General features: G+C 60.0%; 16 protein-coding genes. 7 read left to right on the top strand and 9 right to left on the bottom strand.

From position 1 onward, the window contains the following. Window positions 1–66: 66 nt before the first annotated feature. The 3 genes from paaZ to HMPREF2967_RS01050 all read left to right on the top strand — a co-directional run bounded on the left by paaZ (window position 67) and on the right by HMPREF2967_RS01050 (window position 5,239). A complete protein-coding gene (gene paaZ, locus HMPREF2967_RS01060; protein WP_070684586.1) occupies window positions 67–2,127 on the top strand; it encodes a phenylacetic acid degradation bifunctional protein PaaZ in 2,061 nt (686 codons plus the stop codon). Between the two features lie 76 nt (window positions 2,128–2,203). After that, the gene (locus HMPREF2967_RS01055; RefSeq protein ID WP_070684584.1) at window positions 2,204–3,928 is read left to right on the top strand and encodes an FAD-binding dehydrogenase; all 1,725 of its coding nucleotides are present in this window, start codon (window positions 2,204–2,206) and stop codon (window positions 3,926–3,928) included. Between the two features lie 27 nt (window positions 3,929–3,955). After that, window positions 3,956–5,239 carry a hypothetical protein gene (locus tag HMPREF2967_RS01050; protein ID WP_070510085.1) on the top strand — a complete coding sequence of 428 codons (1,284 nt, stop codon included), beginning with the start codon at window positions 3,956–3,958 and terminating at the stop codon, window positions 5,237–5,239. A gap of 414 nt (window positions 5,240–5,653) precedes the next feature. On the opposite strand, the gene leuS is transcribed toward HMPREF2967_RS01050, so the two are convergent. The 3 genes from leuS to HMPREF2967_RS01035 form a co-directional block, all read right to left on the bottom strand. Next, window positions 5,654–8,503, bottom strand: coding sequence for a leucine--tRNA ligase (gene leuS / locus HMPREF2967_RS01045; RefSeq protein ID WP_070684582.1), 2,850 nt, complete (start codon window positions 8,501–8,503; stop codon window positions 5,654–5,656). 82 nt (window positions 8,504–8,585) lie between these two features. Beyond that, the gene (locus HMPREF2967_RS01040; RefSeq protein ID WP_070684580.1) at window positions 8,586–12,299 is read right to left on the bottom strand and encodes a type I restriction endonuclease subunit R; all 3,714 of its coding nucleotides are present in this window, start codon (window positions 12,297–12,299) and stop codon (window positions 8,586–8,588) included. 693 nt (window positions 12,300–12,992) lie between these two features. Continuing rightward, complete coding sequence (locus HMPREF2967_RS01035; protein WP_070684651.1) at window positions 12,993–13,535, bottom strand: excisionase family DNA-binding protein; 543 nt, start codon at window positions 13,533–13,535, stop codon at window positions 12,993–12,995. Window positions 13,536–13,769: 234 nt separating this feature from the next. Between HMPREF2967_RS01035 and HMPREF2967_RS01030 the strand changes: the two genes are divergently transcribed. Next, on the top strand, window positions 13,770–14,948 hold the full coding sequence (locus tag HMPREF2967_RS01030) for a hypothetical protein (RefSeq protein WP_070684579.1): 1,179 nt from the start codon (window positions 13,770–13,772) through the stop codon (window positions 14,946–14,948). Window positions 14,949–15,126: 178 nt separating this feature from the next. Here the strand turns inward: HMPREF2967_RS01030 and HMPREF2967_RS01025 are convergent, their stop codons facing one another. From HMPREF2967_RS01025 to HMPREF2967_RS01015, 4 genes are all read right to left on the bottom strand, one after another. After that, window positions 15,127–16,068, bottom strand: coding sequence for a restriction endonuclease (locus HMPREF2967_RS01025; RefSeq protein ID WP_070684578.1), 942 nt, complete (start codon window positions 16,066–16,068; stop codon window positions 15,127–15,129). Then, window positions 16,068–17,246 carry a restriction endonuclease subunit S gene (locus HMPREF2967_RS12655; RefSeq protein ID WP_083312558.1) on the bottom strand — a complete coding sequence of 393 codons (1,179 nt, stop codon included), beginning with the start codon at window positions 17,244–17,246 and terminating at the stop codon, window positions 16,068–16,070. Before HMPREF2967_RS12655 ends, HMPREF2967_RS01025 begins: the two co-directional genes overlap by 1 nt. Before the next feature lies 1 nt (window position 17,247). Beyond that, the gene (locus HMPREF2967_RS01020; protein ID WP_070684575.1) at window positions 17,248–18,819 is read right to left on the bottom strand and encodes a type I restriction-modification system subunit M; all 1,572 of its coding nucleotides are present in this window, start codon (window positions 18,817–18,819) and stop codon (window positions 17,248–17,250) included. Between the two features lie 91 nt (window positions 18,820–18,910). After that, entirely contained in the window at window positions 18,911–19,291 is a 381-nt protein-coding gene (locus tag HMPREF2967_RS01015; protein WP_070684573.1) for a zinc ribbon domain-containing protein YjdM, read from the bottom strand. A 115-nt stretch (window positions 19,292–19,406) separates the two neighbouring features. On the opposite strand from HMPREF2967_RS01015, the gene HMPREF2967_RS01010 reads away from it, so the two are divergent. Both HMPREF2967_RS01010 and HMPREF2967_RS01005 read left to right on the top strand, forming a co-directional pair. Continuing rightward, window positions 19,407–20,015, top strand: a complete 609-nt coding sequence (locus HMPREF2967_RS01010) for a CueP family metal-binding protein (RefSeq protein ID WP_070684571.1) — start codon at window positions 19,407–19,409, stop codon at window positions 20,013–20,015. Between the two features lie 236 nt (window positions 20,016–20,251). Next, window positions 20,252–21,799 carry an alkaline phosphatase gene (locus tag HMPREF2967_RS01005; protein ID WP_083312557.1) on the top strand — a complete coding sequence of 516 codons (1,548 nt, stop codon included), beginning with the start codon at window positions 20,252–20,254 and terminating at the stop codon, window positions 21,797–21,799. 103 nt (window positions 21,800–21,902) lie between these two features. Here the strand turns inward: HMPREF2967_RS01005 and HMPREF2967_RS01000 are convergent, their stop codons facing one another. Next, window positions 21,903–22,637: a Fic family protein gene (locus HMPREF2967_RS01000; RefSeq protein WP_070684569.1), complete on the bottom strand. Its 735-nt coding sequence runs from the start codon at window positions 22,635–22,637 to the stop codon at window positions 21,903–21,905. Window positions 22,638–22,640: 3 nt separating this feature from the next. Continuing rightward, window positions 22,641–23,357: a helix-turn-helix domain-containing protein gene (locus HMPREF2967_RS00995; RefSeq protein ID WP_070684568.1), complete on the bottom strand. Its 717-nt coding sequence runs from the start codon at window positions 23,355–23,357 to the stop codon at window positions 22,641–22,643. A 115-nt stretch (window positions 23,358–23,472) separates the two neighbouring features. On the opposite strand from HMPREF2967_RS00995, the gene HMPREF2967_RS00990 reads away from it, so the two are divergent. Continuing rightward, the gene (locus HMPREF2967_RS00990; RefSeq protein ID WP_232770553.1) at window positions 23,473–26,004 is read left to right on the top strand and encodes a hypothetical protein; all 2,532 of its coding nucleotides are present in this window, start codon (window positions 23,473–23,475) and stop codon (window positions 26,002–26,004) included. Window positions 26,005–26,023 lie beyond the last annotated feature (19 nt).

The raw sequence follows: 26,023 nt of genomic DNA, 5'->3' as shown, positions 1-26,023 counted from the left end.
GACTATACTAGCCTGTATTTACTGACCAACCGTTCGGAAACTAATGGAAAGGCCAAACTTTTCGCTATGACTGAAGCCCTCGTCCCCAGCTATCTCTCCGGCCAGTGGCTCACCCCGGACAACCCTTCGCGCGTTGCGGACGTGCACGACGCCTCCACCGGGGATGTCGTCGCCCTAGTTAGCGCCGAAGGCCTCGACATCGCCGGCGCCATCGATTACGCCCGCAATACCGGGCGCGAAGGGCTGCAGAAGCTCACCTTCCACGAGCGCGCCCTCAAGCTCAAGGAGCTGGCGATCTATCTCCAAGATCACCGCGAAGAGCTCTACGAACTGGCCAACAAGGCTGGCGCTAATAAGCGCGATAACTTCGTCGATATCGACGGCGGCATTTCCACCATGTTCACCTTCTCCTCGAAGGGCCGCCGCGAGATGCCCAATTCCACCGTCATGCCGGATGGCGAGGCAGAGGTCTTTTCCAAGGACGGTTCCTTCATTGGCCGCCACATCTACACCTCCATCCCCGGCGTCGCTGTGCAGATCAACGCCTTCAACTTCCCCGTCTGGGGCATGCTGGAGAAATTCGCCCCGGCTTTCATCGCGGGCGTGCCTTCCATTGTTAAGCCCGCTACGCCCACCGGCTATATCACCGCGGCCTGCGTGCACCTCATGATCGATTCCGGAATCCTGCCGGAGGGCAGCCTGCAGCTCATCTCCGGCTCCGCTCGTGACCTGCTGGATCACCTGGATTACCGCGATCACGTAGCCTTTACCGGCTCTGCCGATACAGCGAATACGCTGCGCGCACACCGCAACGTCATCGAGGGTGGCATCCAGTTCAGCGCGGAGGCGGACTCCCTCAACGCCGCCATCCTCGGCGCAGATGTTACCGCGGATTCCCCGGAATTCGATGCCTTCGTCAAGGCGGTCTTCGGCGAGATGACCTCGAAGGCAGGCCAGAAGTGTACCGCCATCCGCCGCGCCATCGTCCCGCATGCGCTTGTCGACGCCACCATCGAAGCCCTCAGCGCACGTCTGCGCGACAAGGTCGTCGTGGGTGATCCGCGTGATGCCTCCGCCACCATGGGCCCGCTGGTCTCCGCGGATCAGAAGGCGGACGTCGCGGAGGCCGTCGAGAAGCTCAAGGCAGGCGGCGGTGAGGTTGCCTACGGCGGAGAGGAGGCCGAGGGCGCCTTCTTTAACCCCACTATCCTGCGCTTTGCCGATAACCGTGCCCAGGCCGTCCACGACACCGAGGCCTTCGGCCCCGTCGTCTCCTTCCTGGGCTACGACTCCCCCGCCGAGGCTGTCGAGCTCGCCGCCCTGGGCTCCGGCTCATTGGTCGCCTCCGTTATTACGCACGATCCCCAGCTCGCCCGCGAATTTGCCCTCGGCATCGCCGCCCACCACGGCCGCCTGCACTTCCTCGACCGCGATGATGCAAAGACCTCCACCGGCCACGGCTCTCCCCTTCCGCACCTCGTGCACGGCGGGCCGGGCCGCGCCGGTGGCGGTGAGGAGCTGGGTGGTGTGCGCGGCATCCTGCATTACATGCAGCGCACCGCAGTTCAGGGAACCCCGGATCACCTCACCGCCATCACCGGCCAGTGGCACCGCGGCGCCGCCGTGCAGCGCGTCACCCGCGCGGACGTCGACAGTGGCCAGGGCACCCACCCCTTCCGCAAGGACCTGGCAACACTGCAGATCGGTGACCAGTTCGCCTCTGATCTGCGCCACGTCTCCCTCGAAGAGATACTCGAGTTCGCGGAGAAGACCGGCGATACCTTCTATGCCCACACTGACGAAGAGGCCGCAACGGCCAACCCCTTCTTCCCGCGCCGCGTGGCACACGGCTACCTGCTGGTCTCCTGGGCCGCAGGGCTCTTCGTGGAACCGGCACCGGGCCCGGTCCTGGCCAACTACGGCCTGGAAAACCTGCGTTTCATCACGCCGGTGACCTATGACGATTCCATCCGCGTGGAGCTGACCGCCAAGCGCATCACCCCGCGCGTGACCGATGACTACGGCGAGGTGTGCTGGGACGCCGTGCTCTACAACCAGGAGGATGAGATTGTGGCGACCTACGATGTCCTCACCCTCGTGGAGAAGGTCAACACGACCTACGCCTAGGGCACGCTCTCGGCTTAAAACCGAAGCTGCGAGCCAAGTCACACAATCGGGGCGAGTTTCTTTTATCATTACTGTCATGAAAGAAACTAACCCCGCTAACAACTCGCTGACCAGCGCAGCATCTGGCTCCGTCATCATCGTCGGCAGCGGCCTCGCCGGCATGGTCGCCGGCTACGAGGCCCTCAAGGGCGGCAAGCACGTCATCTTCCTGGAGCAGGAAAACCGCAACAACCTCGGCGGCCAGGCCTTCTGGTCACTCGGCGGGCTGTTCTATGTCAACTCCCCCGAACAATCCATGATGCGGGTCAAGGACTCCGAAGAGTTGGCCTGGCGGGACTGGGCCAACTCCGCAGATTATGACCCGGTGACCGAGGATGACCGGCACGACTACTGGGGCGAGAAATGGGGCCGCGAATACGTGCGCTTCGCCGCCAATGAAAAGCGCGGCTACCTCAAGTCCTTGGGCCTCAACGTCCTGCCCACCATCGGCTGGGCCGAGCGCGGCTCCGGGGATGCCTCCGGTCACGGCAACTCCGTGCCGCGCTTCCACCTCACCTGGGGCACGGGCCCAGAGGTCGTGCGCGTTTTCCGCGAACCACTCCTTAAAGCAGAAGAACAAGGCCAGGTAGAATTCCACTTCCGCCACCGCGTGGACGAGCTCGTCGTCGACAACGACGACACTGGTAGCCCCCGCGTCGTCGGCGTGCGCGGCAGCGTCCTCTCCCCCACCAGCCAGGCGCGTGGTGAGGCGAGCCCGAGGGACGTCGTCAAGCACTTCGAGCTGCGCGGCTCCGCCGTGGTCATCGCCACCGGCGGCATCGGCGGCAATCTGGAGAAGGTACGCAAGATATGGCCCACTGAGCGTTGGGGCGAATGCCCGAAGGAGCTGGTCACGGGTGTTCCCGCGCATGTCGACGGCCGCGGCATCGACATCGCCCAGCAGGCCGGCGCCTCCGTGGTCAACACCGACCGCATGTGGGCCTACACCGAGGGCATGACCAACTGGAATTCCATCTGGCCCGGCCACGGCATCCGCATCATCCCTGGGCCCTCGGCGCTGTGGCTCGACGCCGAAGGCAACCGCCTGCCCACCAACCTCTTCCCCGGCACCGACAACCTGGCCGCGCTCGCCCACATTGGCCAGACCGGCCACGGCTATTCCTGGTTCGTGCTCAACAAGGCCATCGTGGACAAGGAGTTCATCTTCTCCGGCTCGGAGCAGAACCCAGACCTGACGGACAAAGAGTTCAAGAAGCTCGCCGGCAAGCTGGGCCCCGGCACGCACGTGGCCGTCAAGGCCTTCATGGACAACGGTATCGACTGGGTCGTGGAAGACAACCTGGAGGATCTCGTCGCCGGAATGAACGAAATCTCTCCGGAGGGCTCCCCCACCATTGATGTGGCCCAACTTCGAAAAGTCCTGGAAGACCGCGATTCTCAGCTGAACAACCCTTTCAGCAAGGATGCCCAAGTCAACTACCTGCGCGTCGCCCGCGGCTTCTTAGGCGACAAACTCATCCGCGTGGCTCCCCCGCACCGCATCCTCGATGAATCCAAGGGCCCACTCATCGCAGTGCGCCTGAAGTTCCTGACCCGCAAGACGCTCGGTGGCCTGGAGACCAACCTCGATGGCCAGTGCCTCAATCCCGATGGCACGGTACTCCCCGGCCTTTACGCCTGCGGTGAGGCCTCCGGTTTCGGCGGTGGCGGCATGCACGGCAAGAATGCGCTGGAGGGCACCTTCCTCGGCGGATGCATCCACTCTGGCAAGCGTGTGGGCGAAGCGTTGGCGCGCGGCTAGCACGGTTTTCTAATACTGTCGGTCACTATGAACCTCGCTAGGAACGTCCGCATCGACGTGGAGAATCCCTTCTTCACCACGTCCCGCTTCGTCGCCGCCCCCGCGGAACTCACCGTGGGCGAGATGATGATCATCGTCCACGCCGCACTGGGCCTCGAGCCCTCGCATCCGGGAATCCTCGTGGGTGAGGAAGGCACGCCAATCGACGTCCTCAGCATCATTGACCAAGACTTTTTCGAGACTTTCCGGGAGGTAGCGCACTACCACCCCTCGGACGGCGCCTGGAATATCAGCATCAGCGTGGCCGATAGCTCGCGCGTCGTCATGGGCCTTCCCGCGCTTATCGCTGGTGAGGGCCCCGATCTGATGAGTGAGCTGGGCAGCGCCGAGGCGATGTTCAAGGTGGTCCTCGATGTCCAGGCCACCATGGCCTACATGGCCGTACCCACGGATAGTATGGAGCGCATCTTCGCGCTCTTCCCCAATTACACGCTGGACCAAATCCACCAACGCCTCACCACGTTCTTCCCGCCAGCAGTGGCGCAGCGCCTGGCCACCATGGGCACGGAGGCCGCCAACCTCGAGGGCGGCACCAAGCCCGCGCTGCCTGGGGATCTCCCGCTCGATCCCTTCCGCTCCACACCCTTCGAAGACATCCCCGTGCCCTCCCCGGAGCTGCTGAAACAATGGCGCGCGGACATCCACGAGGCTTACCCGGAGCTGCGCCCCGACTATGAGCTGCCGGCGCTTGACGACGCCACCGCCGCCCACGTAGGCCAGCGTATACGCGAATACCTCGAGGTCATCGAGGAATTCCCACGCCTGACCGGGGCCGGCTACCTCAAGCAGGCGGCCGTCGCGCGCCTCAAGGAGGGACTGAATAGCCCCAATGATTTTGATGAGGTCAAGCGCGAAGACTACCACCAGCCGTTGCTGAACTTGCGGGGTTTCTTGACGGACTTGGATTGGATCAAGACCACGACGACGGATATCAAGCTCACCAAGTATGGCCGCAAGGCCATGAGCGATCCGCTCTGGGCAACGCAGGTCGTCCTGAACAACATCCCCTATGCCTACGCCGAACCGGAGGGCATTCCTCAACTGTCCTTCGAACTAGTCCATTTATTCCGCGGCGAGTGGGAGTTCAACCCGGAATACGATTACACGCACGCCATCACCCGCGATTTGTTATTCACGCTGGGCGTCCTTGAGGATGACTCCACGTTTCCCATGATTACCGATGGCTGCGAGGGCTTCCTCGGCGCGATCATCACCAAGGTGCGCGAGGAGCTGAACCAAGAGCTGGATTAGCTCCAAGCCGCGACCATGTAGACGACACTCATAACACTGCTCCCTGGTGTTGTTCGGCGGTGAGGTGGGATTGTTGCGCACTAAATCCGCCTAGGTCAGGAAGGCGTCCTGCAAAAGGCATCTGGTAAAAGGCATCTTTGGGTCTAAAAACGCCATCTGCACTGAGTAAATGGCGTTTTTGGTCGCGAAAACGCCATTTGACTGATGCCTTTTGTAAGACGCCTTTTGTCAGTTGCCTCCTGCATATCAGTGGAGGCACGCAGACGTTGCGCGCTGCGAGGGGAGTGACGAAGGTACACGCCTCGGCGCAAAACTGCCCTAACTGACAATTTTCCCCACGATCCTTCGCTGGAAGGGCGCTGGTTTCGTCAACTAGGGCAGTTGCGGCCGCCATCTAACGGGGCCGCGTTGGTTTTATTTGACCACCAGGTTGACCATGCGGCCCGGGACGTAGATCTCCTTGACCACGTTCTTGCCAGCGGTCAGCTCGGCGATGCGCTCATCGCTCTTTGCCACGCCCACGACGGTGGCTTGGTCGGCATCGGCGGGCACCATGACGCGGGCCTTGACCTTGCCGTTGATCTGCACCGGAACCTCAATCTCATCGTCGACGAGGTACTTCTCATCGAACTCCGGGAAGGACTCGTAAGTAATCGTCTCCTCGTGACCGAAGCGCTTCCACAGCTCCTCCGCAATGTGCGGGGCAACAGGGGAGACCAGCTGGGCCAAGGGCTCCACCGCGGCGCGCGGAGCGCCCTTCGGGTAGGCCTTGGTCAGGTAGTTCACGTACTCGATGAGCTTGGCCACCACGGTGTTCAGGCGCAGGTTCTCGTAGTCATCGCGCACGCCGGCGATGGTGCGGTTGAGCTGCTTCAGGTCATCCTCGGAAAGCTCGGCGTCCGTCGTCGACAGCTCGCCAGAGTTCTCGTCGATAGCCAAACGCCACAGGCGCTGCAGGAAGCGCTGCGCGCCGACGACGTCCTTCGTCGCCCACGGGCGGGAAGTGTCCAGCGGGCCCATGGACATCTCGTACACGCGCAGGGTATCGGCACCGTACTCGTTGCAGATATCATCCGGAGCCACGGCGTTCTTCAGGGACTTGCCCATCTTGCCGTACTCCTGATTGACCTCTTCATCCCCGTAGTAGAACGCGCCATCGCGTTCTACTACCTCGGCGGCCGGGACGTAGACGCCGCGGGAATCGGTGTAGGCGTAGGCCTGGATGTAGCCCTGGTTGTACAGGCGGCGGTAGGGCTCCTTGGAGCTCACGTAGCCCAGGTCGAAGAGGACCTTGTGCCAGAAGCGCGAGTAGAGCAGGTGCAGCACAGCGTGCTCAACGCCACCGACGTAGAGGTCTACGCCGCCCGGATCGTTGGCGCCGTGCTCTTCTGGGCGCGGGCCCGTCCAGTAGCGCTCATTCTCCAGATCGCAGAAGACTTCATCGTTCGTCGGATCGATGTAGCGCAGCTGGTACCAGGACGAGCCTGCCCACTGCGGCATGACGTTGGTATCGCGGTAGTACGTCTTGGGGCCATCCCCAAGACCCAGGTCCAGCTCCACCTCAACCCATTCGCGGGCCTTGGCCAGCGGCGGCTGCGGGGAGGACTCGGCATCATCCGGGTCGAAGGACACCGGCTTGTAGTCTTCCACCTCAGGCAGCTCGATGGGCAGCATCGACTCCGGCAGCGGGTAGGCCTGGCCAGCCTCATCGTAGACGATGGGGAAGGGCTCGCCCCAGTAGCGCTGGCGGGCAAACAGCCAGTCACGCAGCTTGTACTGGATCTTCTCGCGACCCACGCCCTGCTCCTCCAACCACGGGATGATGGCGGCGATGGCCTCATCCTTGGACATGCCGTTGATGTCCAGGGAATCGTTAGCGGAGTTTACGGCCTTGCCGGACTCGGTATACGCCTCCTTGGTGATGTCGCCGCCAGCGACGACCTCCGTAATGGGCAGGCCAAAGACGGTGGCGAACTCGTAGTCACGGGTATCGTGCGCCGGGACCGCCATGATGGCGCCGGTGCCGTAGCCGGTCAGGACGTAGTCCGCGATGAAGATCGGGACCTTCTTGCCGTTGACCGGGTTAGTGGCATAAGTGCCCAGGAAGACGCCGGTCTTTTCCTTGTTCTCCTGGCGCTCCAGGTCGGACTTCGCGGCGATGGAAGCACGGTAGGCCTCCACGGCCTCCTTCGGATCATCGTGGCCAAAGGTCCAGCGCTCATCGACGTCATCCTCGTAGGGGATGGGGGAGAGGAGGGCGTCGACAAGCTCGTGCTCCGGGGCCAGCACCACGTACTCCGCGCCGAAGAGGGTATCCGGGCGGGTGGTGAAGACGTCGATGTTGTAGCCCTCAGCGTGGAAGGTGACCTCCGCGCCGCGGGAGCGGCCAATCCAGTTGCGCTGCATGGACTTGACCTTCTCCGGCCAATCCAGAAGCTCCAGGTCATCGAGCAGGCGGTCGGAGTAGGCGGTAATGCGCATCATCCACTGGCGCAGGTTTTTGCGGAAGACCGGGAAGTTTCCGCGCTCGGACTTGCCCTCCGCGGTGACCTCCTCGTTGGCCAGCACCGTGCCCAGGCCCGGACACCAGTTCACGGTGGAGTTGGACAGGTAAACAAGACGGAATTCGTCGAGCGCGTGGCGCTGCTCTTCCTTGCTGAGATCCGCGTAATAGCGGCCGTCCTTGGTGGTGCGCTTGCCCACCTCAAGCTCCTTGATGAGCTCAGAGATCGGGCGCGCCTTCTGCTGCTCCTCATCAAACCAGGAGTTATAAATCTGCAGGAAGATCCACTGCGTCCACTTGAAGAAGGAGGGGTCGGTGGACTCCACGGAACGGCGTGGATCGTGGCCCAAGCCCAGAATGCCCAGCTGGCGGCGCATGTTCTTGATATTCGCCTCCGTCGTGGTGCGCGGGTGCGTACCTGTCTGGATGGCGTACTGCTCCGCCGGCAGGCCGAAGGCGTCATAGCCCAACGTGTGCAGGACGTTCTTGCCCAGCATGCGTTGATAACGCGCATAGGTATCCGTAGCGATATAGCCCAGCGGGTGGCCCACATGAAGGCCTGCGCCCGAAGGGTAGGGGAACATGTCCTGGATGTTCAGCTTCTCCGCGGGAAGCTCCTTACCCTCCTCCGCGAGCGGACCGACTGGGTTCGGCGCGTTAAACGTGCCGTTGTCCTTCCAGTACTGCTGCCAGGCCTTTTCAATCTGCGCGGCGAGCTCCGGCGTGTAGCGGTGGGTGGTGTTATCGCTCGGGTTAGTCATGCTTTGACAGTGTAGTCACCGCACGGAAATCACCCCAGTTAGACCCAGCTAGACCGCGTCCTTTTCCGCAGCACGGCGGCACTTAGTTGGCCTGTGCCGTTGCTTCAATCCGTTCAAGCCGTTTGCGCAAATCCACAATGACGTCGGTCTTGTTGTGGAAGATATCGACAACAGAGCCCTCTTCATCAAAGGGCGGCTGGAAAATTTCCTCGTAGGCCACGCCACCGTTGTGAACCAGCACGTCCACCAGTATCTTGATGAAGCGGATTTGGGCGGCGCTGAACGAAGTGTTGCTGAGAAGGTCTGCAAATTGCTCCTGGACTGCAGCTTCATCAAGGCCCACCAAGCGGCGAATGAAGGCAGGAATACTGTCTCCACCCATGCGTTCCCGCAGCTTGTCAATGCTTTCCTCGAAGCCCACGCTTCCCCCGCCAGCCTGAGCCACCATGGCTTCCAACGCGGCAACATCCTCTGCGTTAAGCGCGCGTGCACTGCGCAACTTGATCATCGCGAGATCGTTGTCGTGTTCCTGCAGCACTTCACGCAGCTGTTGTTCGGCCTGAGAGGGGTAAGAGCCTGTTCCGGGCAGCCGCACAGGCATCTCATCATCGATCGTGAGTTCACCCATCTCATCCTGGATGTCGAGGGTCACGGCGTTGCGCTTTCCCTTGGGCACGAACTGGATGAGCGAACGCATGCCGATGCGGATGGTCTCGAGGTCCTCGACCGTAACGTTCTTCCACCACTCTGGATCCAGCGCGCGCTCGAGGAAGGACCGCCGCTCGGCCACCATGGGGATTGTGGAACTCACGGCCATGAGATCATTCGCCATACCCTCCACGCGTTGGCGCAGTGCCGCAAACTCGGGGCTGTGGTCGAGCAACCCCACTTGGAGCTTCAGAATCACCAGATCAAAGCGCTTAGCTGTCTCTGGTTCTTTCATTGTGTTCAGCGGCAGGTGTGCGAGATGGCGGCGCAGCTGCTCAGCCTTTTCCTCATTCACGTCGTCCCAGGCGGAGCGCTCGCGGTAGCGCATCAGGGTTTCTTTGTCGCCGGGCCGGACCATGATGTGGCCTAGCGGTACAGACGCCGTTGAGGCGTGGAGGGAGTCGGCAAGCTCGGCGCGCAGGTCTGGGGCATCGGAGTGCTTGTCCAGCTGCGCGAGCAGTCCCACGCGGGCATCAAAAAGCTTTTCCGACAGCGATCGCGGGCGTCCCGTGGCCGAATCACGGGCTTCACCCTTGTAGAACTCATCCACGTTGCCGCAGAAGTCAAAGATAAGGAAGTGCGTCTTGTCCATCCCCGGCCCGAAGAGGTCCGGGCGCAATCGCGTCCCTCGGCCCACCATCTGCCAGAATTTGGTGGGGGAGTAGATGGGTTTGAAGAAGACGAGGTTAACCACCTCGGGTACGTCGACGCCAGTGTCCAGCATGTCCACGGAAATCGCGATGTTGACGTCCCCGTCCGGATTTGCAAACTCGTCTAAGGCCGACTGCGCATACTTTGTGTGCGTGGTGATCACGGAGGCACCAGTGCGCGAATACTCCGGGAACGTCGCGTCAAAGACTTCCTTAATCAGCTCCGCGTGGCGTTGGGTCCGGGCGAAGATGATGGTCTTTCCCAATTGGTCGCCGCCCACGCGAATCCCGTTCTCCACCACGGTTTTCAACACCTTGCGTATGGTGTCCTTGTTGAACAGGTAGCGGTTGATCTCCGCCGAGGAAATCTGCCCGGGCGGATCTAGGCGCCCGCCGTCCTCGTCGGTACCCCAATCGGACGTGTCCCACGCCAGCTGCTCCTCGGGGGAAAGCTCGTCATAGGACATGCCACGGCGCAGGAAGAGCGAGTCCTGCCGAGCCGTCTTGAAGGGAACGAGGTTTCCATCTGCCACGGCTTCATCGAGGCTGTACTCGAAGGACGGGGTTTTATCCTCCATCTCAAAGAGCGCATATGTGTCATGGTCGATTTCGCTCTTCGGCGTCGCCGTCAGCCCCACCACGTAGGCATCGAAGTACTCCAAGATGCGCTTGAAGCGGTTGTACACGGAGCGATGGGCCTCATCCACGATGATGAGGTCAAAGTCGAACGGCCCAAACTTGGCCGGCTTGTCTCCGTCATCCCCAATCAGGTTCATCATGGTGTTGTAGGTAGTGACGTACACGTCACCCACCTGCTCAGGATTCTTGATGAGGTTCACGGGCGTGGACTCCGCGTACATGCTCACAAAAGCCTTGTGCGCTTGGTTGACCAAGGCAGTGCGGTCAGCTAGGAACAGCACCTTGCCCACCCAGCCGGCCTGGCGCAACAGCTTGGCGGTGGCCACGGCCACACGCGTCTTACCAGTTCCCGTCGCCATGACCAGCAATGCTTGGCGACGCCTCCGCCTCTCCAACGTCTCCGTCACCGCGCGGATGGCCTCGAGCTGATACGTGCGGGCGCCGCCGCCAGCAATCTCCGTATCAACCGGCGTCTCACTCAACAGGGCACGCATGGTGCGCCGCCCGATCATGCGTCGCAATTGCTGCGCGGTGGGGAAACCTTCGACCTCACGCGCTGGGTAACCCACACCGGAACCGGGAAGGTTCGCGGCATCATCGATCAGGTCAATGTGATAGCCGTTGCTACACAGCATGACAGGCCGTGTGCCGTATTCGCGCTCGATGCAGTCCGCGTACCGCTTTACCTGTACGGAGCCTACGCTCATGGACTCCATGGACTTCTTCGCTTCGAGGACGGCCAACGGTGTGCGGTCATCATCCCACAAGACATAATCTGCGTAGCCAACGCCGGAGGGATTGGGCATACCGTGTAACTCGAGCTCTCGAGTGATTGAATCATCACTAAACCCTGCTGCTTCGAGCATCGGATCAATGAGCTGTCGGCGGGTCTCGGCCTCGCTGATTGCCAAAGGCGCAGCCGACGGTGCTGCCACCCCGGCGCGCTCTGCCGCGGCTGCTTGTTGCTCAGCCAACTGCTCCTGGAGGGCCTCAATCTTGGCAGCAAGTTCGTCTTTCACCTGCCGTGCAGCTTCGCGCTCTGCTTCGGCTTCTTCCTGCGCATCAGCCAGATCCGCCTTCGCCCGGAGCTCCGCGCTCCGCCGCTTAAGCTCAAACTGGGCTGCCTCACGAAGGCGCTTCTCCTCCGCTTCGCGCGCGGCTTCCTTGGCCTCATCGAGCAGCAGCCGGTTCTTCTTTAGCTCCTCATCCTGCTGCGCTAGCTTCTTGAGGTACGCGGCGGTCTGCGCTTGGGAGCGCCCAGCAACGTGAATGCCTGAAGAGTCAGCTGTGGCCTGGCCCAGCAGGTTAGTATCAAAAGCCGCCTGCGGACCCGGTGCGGCCTGAGGGTTGGCCGAGTGGTACCGCACCGCCCAGGCCATGAGGTCATAGAGGTGCGCCGCCGTCTTCCGCGCCCTCTGCGGGGAGGTCGGCGCTTGCTTGCCTTCCATGTCGTCTGCGTGCGCGGCGTCGTTGCCGCTCTTGCGCACGAGAGTCATCTTGCGCAGCATGGTCTTATTGTCCACACACTTAGTGAAGGCGCGGTCTCGGGTCATCTCCGCCAAGCTACGGTTCTGAGTGTCACCCAAATTTCGGAGCACCCAGATGTGGCTGACCACTCGCTCCAGCACCTTGCGCGCATAGAAGCAGGAAATCACCGGGTCCGCATCGACGAACCGCTCTACCTTCAGGCACTCCTCATACGCCGTGGGCCAGACGTAACGTACAAAGCCGAAGTTGCTGCGTGCAGGCCCACCTGGCACACCGTTGCGTCCGGCAGTCGGGGGAGTAGTGGTCACCATAGAGTTCTCCAGGGACAAGTTTTCACATCACCAGGGACGTGGTGTCATATCGAATACAGCTTGATTCCAGTAATACTAAGTCACCACCCGATACCTAGCTACCAGAATTACTCCGTTCCCGGGTCAATCTCTTCAGCCTCTCTCTTCCCTGACCTATCGCCGTCCTCCCTGGTTAATCACTGCATTCGCCCCTTGTCCTTGCCTAAATACGCCACTAAAATCACCGTTGTCCTGCAGTTCTACAGTTGACTGTTCCAAGGTCCACCAATCAAAACAAGGACACCAATAAACCAATAAAGAAGGACAAAACACCCGTCCACCGGATGTTCAGACAAGGCAGCTAAAACGATGACCAGTAATTCTTTGCGCGAACTCACCCAGCGTTCTGACCACGTAGTGCGTGCAGTGGCCGCTACGGGTCACAACGTGGTCATCACTGACCGCGATCAAGCCATCGTTCGAATTGTCCCCATCTCATCCCCAGATAGCCCCGTGAAGCAATTAGTGGCTGCCGGAATTTTGAGCCACGCTCCAGAGCCTTATTCACAGCCAGCCGCCACAGCCCCGCAGCCAAGGCACACAGACAATCTGCGTCCTGGAACCGACATTATTTCGCTACTGGACCGTGACGACCGCTTGTGATGGCTTATGTGGATGGCTCGTTGCATGACCCCATCCAGATGCGCCGACAGACTATCCACGCCGAGCCTTCTGCGCCGCTTCCTTGCGGACGTTTTTAAAGATCTGCGTAATGTCCACAGCGCCGTCAGTTTTATCTAGAGTATCTACGTCATAGGCACCAGCACGCTGGGCCTCAGACGCCAGCTCTCGCAGTGCTTTGCGGCGTTCACTCCGCAGCCCATCTCGGTACCGCAATAGGTCAACGAGCCGAACTCTCCTATGCCTTCCACCGGTAGTGCGCTCAAACGCAATCGATCCATCCTCAAGCTTCTTCACCAGAGTCGGCCTACTAATGCCCAGGAAATCTGCCGCTTGCTGCGTTGTGAGCAACTGGTCTACGGGCGCAACAGTCGCGGCCTTTCCTTGCTGCATCGCGTGAACTGCGTCTAACAACACGCTCAATGCCTCCTCGGGCAGATCTACCGCCTGCCCGTCGGGCCCCACTAGCGCAGTAGGTCCCGACTGCTGCTCTAAGAACCTGCTCACGTCAAGCATGGCTTTCAGGTCCTGCGGCGGAAGCGTCGTGTGGGGGCGGTGATTCCGTGCCTCATCCATAAGGCCATCATAGGGCAATTCGAAAAATTCGAAAGGGCGAACGCAGCTCCTCGTGCCCGATGAATGCCTACTCAATTTCATGCTGCGGCATGCATCGTTTCTTCAAGGCAGCAGGCCAACAAACAAGCAGATCCATAAAAATAATTTTGATTACTAATAACCAAGACTTCAGACACAATCTTGAGCTATAACTACAAGGTCACTATTTCTCTTCTCTGAAAGTTGAACTCTCTCATGACATACTCTCGGCTCGGTCTTGGAGTCTCCATCGCCGTTTCGCTCTCCTTGGTTTCTGTCCCTTCCGCTACTGCTCTCGATGCTCAGCTGGACACTCGCAATGGCAAAGAGATTTGTGTGGTCTCCCTCGACTCCGCGGAAAAGGAAATCTCTAAGAAGTACTTCGCTGCGAAACTCGAGGAACAAACCAAACTGCAGAACCGCATGCGCCAGGACTTCCCGCAGTATGCGGACAGCTTTGCCCGCCTAGACTCCGCCCCTCAGACCCACAAAATGCTCACTTTCTGGTCTGACATCAGCTTCTTTGCGCTCCCCACTGAGGCTGAGCTTGCAGCTCAGGGCTACGACCGCTTGGACGCTTCCTACCTCGTATTCACCAATTCTGACACTGAGGCCAAGTACAAGGATTGGGCGGCCAACGGATATCCCTTCAATTGGGAAGTGGCGCGCAATTGGACTCCCAGCGAACTCGCTGAGTATCCCTACGGCGATCTCCCCGTAGTGAACTCACAGAACGGTGAAGTCGAGGATTCTGCCATGGATCTTCGGACGCAGGTACCCTCGTACTCCGCAGGTCTACATGCTGGTTTCCCCACTACTTCTCAAAAGCTGACCAATCTCATGAAGCCGGGGGAGCTTCGTCTGCAACCTCTCGAGGATGAATTCGAAGCCGTAGCAGGCCTCGAAGTCATGGGCTTTACCTTGCCCTTCAGCTCCACTGTCACCCTTGCTGGTGCTTGCGAAAACGCCTACCTCGCGAAGGAACAATCCGAAGCTGAGGCCTCTACTACGCCGCCGACCTCTGAACCAGTTCCGTCCACTAGAACAACCACGACACCGACCACTTCCGTTGTGCCTCCTTCTACGACGGAACCAACCACAACCCGTCCGGCTAAGACCACCCCGGCGGCTACTTCTACTGCACCCGCAAAGCCGACCACGGCAAAGCCAACTACAACCAAGCCCAAGCCGACCACGACCAAGTCCACCTCTGCGCCTACGTCCACCGCGCCCGCAAAGCCGACCACAACCACTCCAGCGCCGAAACCCAATAAGACCAATGACAGCGGTTCCTCCACTGGCGGAATCATCGCCATCATCTTGGCAATTCTTGCCGCCGCAGGTATTGGTGTTGTGGCCTTCCTGCCGCAACTAGGGTTCAAGCTCCCTTTCTAGAGATTGGCTTCTTAGGCTATCGCCATTAACTCTTTTAAGGCGAAAGAGCGGAAATAGTTTCCCCGACGTGACCAATGACAGGCGCCCAGCTCCATTTCGTTGAACTGGGCGCCTGTCCTTTTTTTAAACGCAGCGAAAGGCTGTACTCGCTCCCGCAAACGCAAGAATCCGCCCCTACCTACTCGAAGTAATCCTCATCCACCTCGACCAGGGCCACGGTCCTCTTGACCTGCACACCTACGCCGTAACGAATCATCAGTTTCGCCAACCTGTCCCCGTCGATTAAAACGACGCGTGACGACACCGCATCCGCATACTCCTGCGCCTTATCTGAAAACGTCGCTGTAGTCAGAAACACCCCTCGATCCGCCTGTGCCCCCTGCAGCGCACCCACGAATCCCTGAATAGCCGGTCGGCCGATGCTCTTATCCAACGCATACCGCTTAGCCTGCACGTAAATGCGGGACAGCCCCAGCGCATCCTGATCAATAATCCCGTCAATTCCACCATCGTTGGATAACTGCGTGCGTGTAGCCTTGCCCTGCGTACCGCCATATCCCATGGCCATGAGCAAGTCCAGCACTGCCTGTTCAAAGAACGCCGGGTCATTGTCGTGCAACCGAGTCAGCAGCTCACCAGCCACGAATTCGTTGTTGCGAGACACACCGGTTTCCACCTGCTCTACCGGATCGAGCTCGCTCTCGGCCTCTGGAAGGACGCTTTGCTTATCAGCGCTTACCTCGTCCCCAGCCTTATTCCCAGGATTCCGGCCCCGCCACGTTAGCGCCGCTTCCGTGCCCGCAATCTCTCCCAACAGCTGCTTCTCCGTCATTCCTTCCGGGTAGCGTGCCAGTAGGTCACGGCCAAAATCTGTAATTTGAAAACGCGCCCTCGCCGGTGAAGTAATGGCATTCGCCTTCTTAAGGAATGTCAACGCCCACCCAACACGGTTTTCAAAGCGCGACTGCCCCGACGCAATGGTCTCAAGCCGTTCTTCATCAGTAATACCCGCATACGACGCAGTTATCTCAATGAGCTCCCGACGTCGGAGCTCAGCTCCATTCGCACTAAGAGCTTCCAGCACCGGGCCCATGTAGGCTTCCCATCTTTCGACAGCCATTAGAGTTCTCCTTGGAATGCGCGGGTGGATAGGGAATTGCTCAATTCCAAAACTTTATTGAGCTTTTGTTCTTCTCGGGCTATTAACTCAGTTAGATAATGCAGCAATTCTGAAAACTCAGCTTGAACTTCAGAAGTTAGTATGGGCACTTGGATTGACCGAATCTTTGAAATCGAAGTCGTATTTAAACCCGAAGTTGTCGATACGATCCTCAAGATTTGTTTACGCACGCGAGGCGAGTTCCAAAGCTGAACCAAAATTTCAGAATCTATCCCCTTATTAGGTCTCACTCGAAATAGATGATTCTGATAAACATGGCCTTCAAGGGACTTCGTAAGCATGGCTCCACGGCCTACTTCATAACGATTGCCATGAGCTTCCACCACTAAAATATCCCCAGATAGCAAAGAGTATTTTTCCAATTCACCCACACGAACCGGAACATTTTTAACTTCACTTAAATCGATTGCATTCCGAAAAACATTTGCCACTCGGAGATACGGAGCAGACTCTGGATAGCTTTTTCGCGCGCCTCCTAACGAAATCCCTCCTTGTACGTCACAAAGCTCATCCAGCCGCTTCGTGGCATTGGCTTCCTCTGCAATTTTTGCGCTTCTTGCATCTAGCAACTCACGCAGGCACGCCAATTTCGCCGCCTGAGAAGAGCTAAGTTTCTCCACCTCATCCAAAATAGCCGCGATACGACGCTGCTCTTCGAGGGGAGGGAGAGGGATTGTAATTTGTGAAAGCGATGCTTTGTTAAGGGTTTGGCCCATAACTGCGCGTTGACCTTCAATATTCGATCCAAAGTATTGAAGTGCGTGAAAAAGATACTCGTTCAAAAGAGTTTGCGTTTCTAACGGAACAAAAGCTGCAATAGCCTCATTCGTATAGAGAGGAATCTGCGCAATACCAACCTTGCCGATGGACAACTTAAACGAGAAAAGCACCGTTCCTGGTTTGCACAACCGCGGAGAGGTTTCTCGAATAGCGAGATCGGTGATCTGTTCAGCTGTATTGGAAAGAGAGCGTCCCTGATTCATATCTCGGATCGATAGCCAGGGATGACCTTGGCCCCAGTATTCGGGGTTCTTCCGCGCTGGAGTCTTGCCAATTGAAATTTCACAGACATCCCCCAACCGCACCATCGGCCAATCATGCTTTGCAGTGCTCGCCATCCTATTTCCCCTCGCTGAGCATGGCCTTGAGGTTGGCAAGGCCCTGGGTGATGTCGCGGTCGAGTTCTTCGATTTCGGCGATGATGTCCATGGGGTCGCGGGTTTCTTGTGCTTCGAGGACGATCTCCTTGTAGCGGTTCATGGAGAGGTCGTAGTCGGCTTGGGCGATCTCCTCCTTGGGCACGGTGAAGGAGTAGTCCGTGCGGGCGCGCTCACGCTCATCGGTGGTGCGGGAGTGCCAGCGGGCAACCACGTCCGGAAGGTTGTTGAGCTTCAACTGCTCGTCGGTGAGGGTGACGGGAGTGGGGACGTCGGCAAGCGCGGGATCACTTAAGTCCTGGATGTGGGAGGCAGGGGAGGGGCCGAGCAAGGGGCGCTCGAGAAGCGGAGTGCGTTTGTCATCCAGGGAGTAGCCATCCGCGGTGACGTCATAGAACCACACCTCGTCGGTACCACCGGAATCGGTGCGGGTAAAGCACAGCACGGCGGTGGACACGCCCGAGTAAGGCTTGAACACGCCGGAGGGAAGTTTGATGACAGCGTCCAGGCGCTGATCCTCAACCAAAATTTTACGAAGGGCCTTATGCGCCTTGGTGGAGCCGAAGAGAACGCCTTCAGGGACAATCACCGCAGCGCGGCCGCCCGGCTTGAGCAGCTGCAGGAAGCGGTGGACAAAGAGGAGCTCAGTTTTCTTGGCCGTGGTCACGGACTTGAGCTTGGGATCGATGGAGTCCTTATCCAGGCTGCCCGCGAAAGGCGGGTTGGCCAGGACAAGGTCGAAATCCCCAAACTTTGTGGGTAGCTTCTGCAAGGAATCGTGGTGCGAGATGTTGGGCTCTTCAAAACCGTGCATAAACATGTTCATCGCAGCAATGCGGACCATGGTTTTGTCAAAGTCAAAACCCGTCAGGCCCTTCTTGATGAACTTAGAGCGCGTGTCCTTGTTGTAGAGGTCTTCGCGGTGATGCTGAGCAACCCAATCGTTGGCGGCCACCAGGAAGCCCGCGGTGCCACAAGCCGGGTCGATGATCCGCTGCGTTGGCGTCGGCTCCATGAGTGCGACGAGGAGCTCAATGATGTGGCTGGGTGTACGGAACTGACCATTCGTGCCCGAGGTGGACAGCTTGTCCAGCATGTACTCATACAAGTCGCCCTTCATGTCTTTGTTCGGAAAGCGCAACTGGTCAATGAGCTCCATGACTCGCGAGAGCGTGGCCTCAGATTCAATCTCGAAGGAGGCGTTAGCCATGTGCTCCTGGAAGCCGGTGCCGCCCATCTCCTTGAGGAAGGGGAAGACCTTGGTGATGATGGTGGCCTTGCGGCGGGCGATGTCACGGTCTTCGATGAGGTTGCGCCACCGCAGATCCTGCTGGCTCGCATCAAAGATGTCTTCCGTCGCGGTGGGATCCCCCAACGCCCGGCGCTTATCAATCTGGACCTGACGCTCGTCCAAATCCTTGATGAAGAGCAGGTAGGTGAACTGCTCGATGACGGAAACGGGGTTAGAAATGCCGCCGGACCAGAAGGTGTCCCAGATGCGGTCGACGTTGTTCTTAAGGGCGCCGGTAATCATGTAACTCAGGGTAGCTGTCATGCGGAGCCATGCCGGCTATTAGCTCGCGGTAGGGGACTGCCTCCGAGTCTGCCCCACGCAGGTTTTAATACTAAACCTTCTTCACCACAGCAGGCTTGAGCTTCATCGCGCCAAAACCATCAATCCGGCAATCGATGTTGTGGTCTTCCTGGCCGGTGCCGGCATCGACGTTGAGGCGGATACCACGCACCTTCGTGCCAGCCTTGAGTGGCTGCTGAACGCCCTTGACCTTAAGGGTTTTGGTGATGGTGACCGTGTCGCCGTCGGCAAGCGCATTGCCCACGGAGTCGACGATGGTCGGTTCGCTTCCTTCCGCGGACGAGGCTTCGGCAGCGTCGGCGGAGAACTCATGCGCGCACTCAGGGCAGACGATGAGCGGCGGCATTTCGTAGGTGTACTCAGAGGAGCATTCGGGGCAGGGCGGCAGAGTTGCGGCCGAAGTATCAGACATAGGGGAGAGTTTAGCCTGCGTAGGAGGAAAAGATGATCCTTCTCTCATTCCATTGATGGATACCCGGGTGGGGTATAGGCTTGAGTGAACATAATCGGACCCATTCGGAAGACTTATGAAACGCCTCATTTCTCTTGCGGCTGTGTGCGCCGCAGCCATCACCCTGTCCGCCTGCTCCACGGAGAGCCCCGTCCCGAGCGAAGCCTCGAAGAGCGCCGCTTCCAGCACCGACATCCAACAGGTTCCTGCCGAGGAGATCCTCGCCGAGTTCGACCTCGAAGGATTGGATGGCCCGGGGATCATCGACAAGCTGGACCACATGCCCAAGGGGGAGCGCACTAGCAATCTTCACGCCTCCGTATTGCCAAACGAGCTGGTCCTCACCGCCGAGCAGGGCCAAGCATCCCTGCCCCTGCCGGAGGACAAGTTCTACGTCTCCATCGCGCCGTACATGACCCAGACGCATGATTGCTTCAACCACTCCCTGACCACCTGCACTGGTGAGCTCAGCAAGGAAGACATCCACGTCACCATCACCGATGACTCCGGAGAAGAGCTGGTCAACGAAGACACTACGACCTTTGACAACGGCTTCATTGGGTACTGGCTGCCCGCCGATAGGCACGGCACCATCACCATCACCCACGACGGCAAGACCGGCGAGGTTCCCCTGGACACCACCGAGGAAGGCGCTACCTGCGTGGCCACACTGCAGATGGCCTAGCCAACCGTGCCCCCACGCTGAGCGGTGCGCTCCATGAGAGGGACGCACCGCTTGTCGACGATCCACTGTCCTCAGGATCGTTCACCGCCCCATAAAGTTTCCTTCGATTGAATTTCCCCTTCCCCGAACCGACACTTGCGCTTATTACGGTCTCAGAGTGGATTCCGGCCATGCGAACAATGGCCCCCAGTCCGTCTCTTTTCTTGCTCGCTCTTTTCACTTTAGAAAGCTCAATAATGCGTATTTCTTCTCGTGCGCTGCGCACCTGCGCGGCTGTGACCGCCGCTTCCCTTGCCACCGCTGGTGTCGTCGCCCCCGCGCAGGCCGCGACCACGGGCCCGAAGAATGTCATCTACATGATTGGTGATGGCATGGGTTACAACCACATCGCCTCCACCAACCTCTACGAGTCCGGCCAGTCCAAGTACCTGGTTGAGGGCGCTTTCGACGGCCAGGCCAAGGAGCTCGACGGTGAGTCTGTCCAGGCCTTCGAGGACTTCAACCGCCTCTCCATGACCACCTTCCCAGACGGCGGCTCCTACGACCCGGAGAAGGCCTGGACCGACCACGACTACGTCAAGAAGAACAAGGTCACCGACTCCGCCGCTGCCGGCACCGCCATGGCCACCGGCCAGAAGGTGGACAACGGTGTTCTGGGTAAGTCCCCGTACGGCCACTCCCTGAAGAACATCTCCGAGCAGGCTATTTCCCACGGCAAGTCCGCTGGTGTTGTCAGCTCCGTTCCGTTCAGCCACGCCACCCCGGCTGCCTTCGCGGCGCACAACAAGAACCGCAACAACTACACCGAGATCGCTGAAGAGATGGTCGGCTCTGACCTCTCCGTTGTCATGGGCGCTGGCCACCCAGAGTTCGATGACAACGCGCAGAAGGTAGACGCGCCGAACTACAAGTACATCTCCGAGGACTCCTTCAAGTCCCTGCGCGATGGCTCCGCTGGCTGGGAGTTCGCCGAGAACACCGCTGACTTTGAGAAGTGGGCTGAGGGCAACGTTGAGGCCGACAAGAAGTACTTCGGCCTCGCACCGGTTGCCTCCACCCTGCAGCAGGGCCGCGACGGCAACCCGGATGCCGCTGAGCCGGGCACCGACCCGAAGAATGACGTCGTTGATCTTCCGACCATGACCAAGGGCGCCCTCAACGCCCTGGGCCAGAATGACAAGGGCTTCTCCGTCATGATTGAGGGCGGCGCCATCGACTGGTCCGGCCACTCCAACCAGACCGGCCGCGACATCGAGGAAACCCAGGACTTCAACAAGGCTGTCGACGCCGCCATCGCCTGGGTTGAGGAGAACTCCAGCTGGGACGAGACCCTGCTCATCGTCACCGCTGACCACGAGACCGGCTACCTCTCCGGCAAGGAAGAGACCGCCTCCTGGAACCCGCAGACCGGTGAGAAGGGCAAGGCTCCGGAGCACCAGTGGTACTCCGGCGAACACACCAACCAGGTGGTTCCGTTCTTCTTCAAGGGCGCTGGCTCCGAGGACATCATGGCCAAGGCCACCGGCACCGACCCGGTCCGCGGCAAGTACATCGACAACACCGACGTTGCCAACCTGATCATCCAGGACTGGTGGTTCGCTGAGGGCTCCGCTCCTGAGGATGAGGGTAACGATGACACCAGCAGCAAGGTTGGCTCCTCCATTGGCGCTGGCTTCCTGGGCGCTGGCGTTGCTGCCGCCATCCTCGGCGCTATCGCTGCATACCTGCAGTCCATGGGCATCGTGAAGGTTGACTTCGCCGCCCTGCAGAGGATGTTCCGCTAGGCACTAGGCGCTCAGCGACGCGCTGAATAATCAGCGCCCAAGCAGGCTCTCCGCTTTCGAAGCGGAGAGCCTTTGCCGTTCACGCACTTCGAGTCTTCTCCCTCTACTGGGAGGACTCCGCTAGGCAGTCGTACAGGAAATCCATCAGTGTTGTGGCGTCGTCCGTGCGGAAGAGCTCATCGAGGGCAAGGTTGAACTCCAACCGCCGCGCGTGGGGGATATTCAATGCGCTGTATCCATGACTCAGCAAAAGGCCGGACGCCACTAGCCTGGCGGTCCGCTTGTTTCCATCGAAGTAGAACTGGCTTCGCGTTGCAGAGCAGAAATAGGCCAACGCCTGCTCGACGGGGTCTCCACATCCTTGAAGGGAGGCCAGCAAATCAGCATGGGCTTCACCCAACTCTTCAGCAGGGTCAAAGGGGATGAACCCGCCATCCATGAGCCGCACGCCACCGCCATCTCCCTCCACGTGGCCTTCACCACGGAAAAGGCCGGCATCGAGCGCCTCGTTCCTTGCTAGGACAGCATGGAGTGCGTTACTGGTGGCTTTATCCACCGCAAATTCTTGTTGGATGACCAGGTCATGGAGCAGGTTGAAAGCCTCCGACAAGTCCAAGATCTGTTGCTGCTCAGCAAGTGCCTTTCCGCCCACGGTGACGCCATCGAGCAACGTACGGACTTCCGAGAGGGTAAACGTGTTTCCTTCCAGCGCAGCGGCATTCCACACCAAGTCAGGAAGTTGCTTGCTTAGCCGAAATAACGCGCGCTCGGTCCCCAACTCCGCAATGAGAGGTCGCTCATGGCGCTCCCAGCTCACTCGGCTCGTCGCTCTTCTCATTACCTATGCCCCTCCCACATAGTTTTCTGCGCACGCATCGATAGCAAGCTGGTGCGGTGACACGTAGTGTATTCCTGATTCTTTTGTTGCGCCCGTTAGCTCTTCACCAGCCACTGGCACGAGCGTGATCCCTCCGGATACGGGCTCAGCACTGGCACGAATCCGCGTGGGCAACGAAGCCACGATCTCTGCTGGATTTGTGCACCAGATCAACGTTGATTGAGGTTCTCCTGCACCAGCGATCTGCCCCGCGACTCGTTGAGCTGCAAAAGCACCCGACATCGCCCATGGTTGCCCGCTCGCATCAACCGCTGAGGCAATCGTTATGGGATTCGACGGCAAGAAGTGAACAGCCCCGTGGCGGCCATAAGGATTGGAGGCCCACGCGGCCCGTTCTATGAGAGCCTGGTAGCTACCGCCGCCGGCCGGGGCGTCACCCCACTGCACGAAGCGGTCAATCCAGGCTTTAACGTCCGGTTCCTCACTCTTAAGGTCCCCACAAAGCACTCGGGCGGCTGTCGCGGCCGCGGCATCACTGGTGCGGTGTACAGATACGGAAACCTCGTATCCGAGCACGCGCATTACCTTCTCCAGCCCGGCCAGGCTTGGTTGAGCTGTCCCACGCAACCACAGATTGAGCGTATTTCGTGAGACCCCCGAACGCCGCGACACTTCACTAAGGCTTAGTGGGCTCTTCTTGAGGAGTTGTACTGGGTCCATGGCCCTACTATAGCTAGCTGTCCTATAGATAGGACAGCTGTCCTACGCATAGGACAGGTGATACTTCTACCAGCGACATGGCAACAGCACCCCACGGTGTCCTATGATGAAAAAAATGAGCGCGGAGATCTATTCACTTCCCACAACGCCGTTGGTCACCACTGATTTCATCGAACAGGGCCCCCGGATTTCACTGCGCCGGGGAAGCAACATCCTCATGCTTCAACTGCCCGCCACGTACCCCGAAGCGGAACTGACGGATCCGCGGTGGGTGGTCAAGTCCCATTTCATCGATCGCCCCCACTCGGTGCGCGAATTCGCCACCGAAGAGCCGCTGGAAGTCGGCATCCCTGGGCCGTTCACCCGCATCGAGGTCACCCTGCACGATGGCGATGAGGTCCTCATCGAAACCATCACCTTCACCGGCATCACCGAGGACGCGCCTTTCATCGTCTATGACCGCACCACGCTTATCGCGCCGCAGGGCACCCTCAAGGACGCTAAGCCGCTCGGCATCTGGGCCGGCTGGGAAGTAGGCCCGCTGCCGGAGCGGGTGGAGGTGCCACAGAGGGAACCGGTGGACGTCGCCAAGCACAGCGATTTCGAGTGGGACTTTAACGTTGCCACGCTGCCCAATGCCCGGGGCCTCGACAACGAGCCGGTATTCACCAAGTCCCCGCGCGTGCACCTTATCGCGGAAGGGGAGTGGCGCATCGATCTCACCTACGCTCCCCTCGGCGGCGAGCAGGAGGAGATTTCGGAGCAGACCTTCGACGCGGGCATCGCCGAGCCTTTCCCGGGCGATCTCTACGAAGACCCGTGGGTGGGCCGGTACAAGGTGTCGCTGTGGCACGACGAGGAGCTTGTCGACGTCCGCTTCATCTCCCTCGCCGAGGGTCTCCACATGCGCGCCACCAACGACGGTCCGCGCGGCATGGACTTCCGCATCATCGACGCCCTCGGTGCGCACTCAACCTTCAGCTACACGCTGGCCTCTCCGCCAAAGAAGCCCATCGCGCTGGAGAAGGGACTACGCACCCTCGAGGACACCGAGGTCTCTCGCCGCGAGGTCGTAGCCAGTGAGGCCGGCTATGAGCTGGAATTCGATGTTTGGCCCGAGGCCTTGTTTAGCCGCGTCAAGCGCATCGGCTTGGAACCCACTGAGCATTCCGATAAACCGGTTATTTTCGCCGGCCAGCTCGATCAGGATGACATGTTCACCGTCCACTCGCCGCGCCCACTGCCGCTGGCGAAGTTCGTCACCATCGACGGCCGGCAGAAAATCAAGGAACTGGCGCGCACCTCAAAGACGACGCAGGCGGTCACCAGCCTCGCCGTCCCCAACGCCGCGCTGGCCAACGCCGTGCGCAAGCAGCCAACGGCAGAGCTTTTCCTCATGTGGTCCACACTGTCCTATGAGGACTACCTGGATTCCCTTCCAGCGGAGGAGCGCGCGGCCCACCAGGCCCGCAGCTTGGAGCGGCGCATCGTCGAGTACGAGGCTTCCGCATCCACCAGCTTGATCTATGCGGCGCTGGCCACCGTCCGCAAGTCCCCCTTCGTCAGCCGCGGCCTTCTCGATGCCGATGCCAACATTGTCATCGAACAGAACGCTGAGCCACCGGCAGAAGTAGTGGGTTGGGCCTGGCCATTGGCTGAACCAACAGTTGCACCGACCCAGCTCACCGCAACCGAGGACGGCTTCGAACTGCCCGCAGACCTTGCCGAGCAGGGCTCATTGCTTGTCGACGTCCGCGAGCTCCGCGCCTCCTCCAACCTCGCCGCCCCCGCTCGCCCCTCCAGCGCCTCCATCGTGATCACGCCGGAAGGCTCGCCCGCAGCTCTGGCCTCAAAGGACTGGACTCCGGAACAGCTGTGGGGCACCTTCCGCGCGCTTCACGTGCTCTCGCAGCGCAGCCCGAACCCGAAGCTGCAGGCGATGTTCGACAGCACGATTGATCGCCTGCGCGCCCAACCGGAGGACGCGCTCCACGCCCTGGCGCGCACTGGCGTTAGCGTGAACCAGCAGGCCCGCTCGCTCGCTCGCACGCGCTTGTTCCACTCGCCGCTGGAGCCCACCGCCGAGTCCAGCGCCGATAGCTACCTGGATCTCCTGCTCGATCCTTCCGCCAGCGAGAACGCGGAGCTGAACGCCGTGCGCGAATCCGGCGCCGATGGCCTGACCCGCCCGATGCTGCTGAATGCTGCGACCATTCACAGCCCCACGCCGCCCGTCGATGATCTGATGGGGGAGGCCGCCCGCGTCGCCGCTCTGCGCGAGTGCTTTGCCAACAACGGCGCACTCGATGCGCTGGGCACCATCGAGCACCTGCGCAAGGACGCCACCGCACTCGCATCCCTGGTGCAAAACGCGGGCGTTGACATGTCCGTCAGCCATACCCTTATCGCGCTGGGCGCCTTTGCCAGCGGAAACACGGCTGATGAGCTCAATGCCGCTGCGTGGATGCCCTACATCTCTTATGCCTTCGCACTGGCGTCTCGCGCCGCGGCGAACGACATCATCATGGAAAGCCCCCTGCTCAAGGAGGACATGCCCATGCTTGCCGACGTCCTCCCTCTCGCCCCCCGCCTCTTTTTCTACGACCTCGTGACCGCCGAAGCTCTCTTCCGCGATCGCGACGTGTAAGCGCGTGAGGTGTGCCACA

It is taken from the genome of Corynebacterium sp. HMSC059E07, from assembly GCF_001814395.1.
GTDB classification, from domain to species: Bacteria; Actinomycetota; Actinomycetes; order Mycobacteriales; family Mycobacteriaceae; genus Corynebacterium; species Corynebacterium hesseae.
Note: the sequence above shows the minus strand (reverse complement) of the source record. Positions and strands in the feature narration are given on the sequence as shown.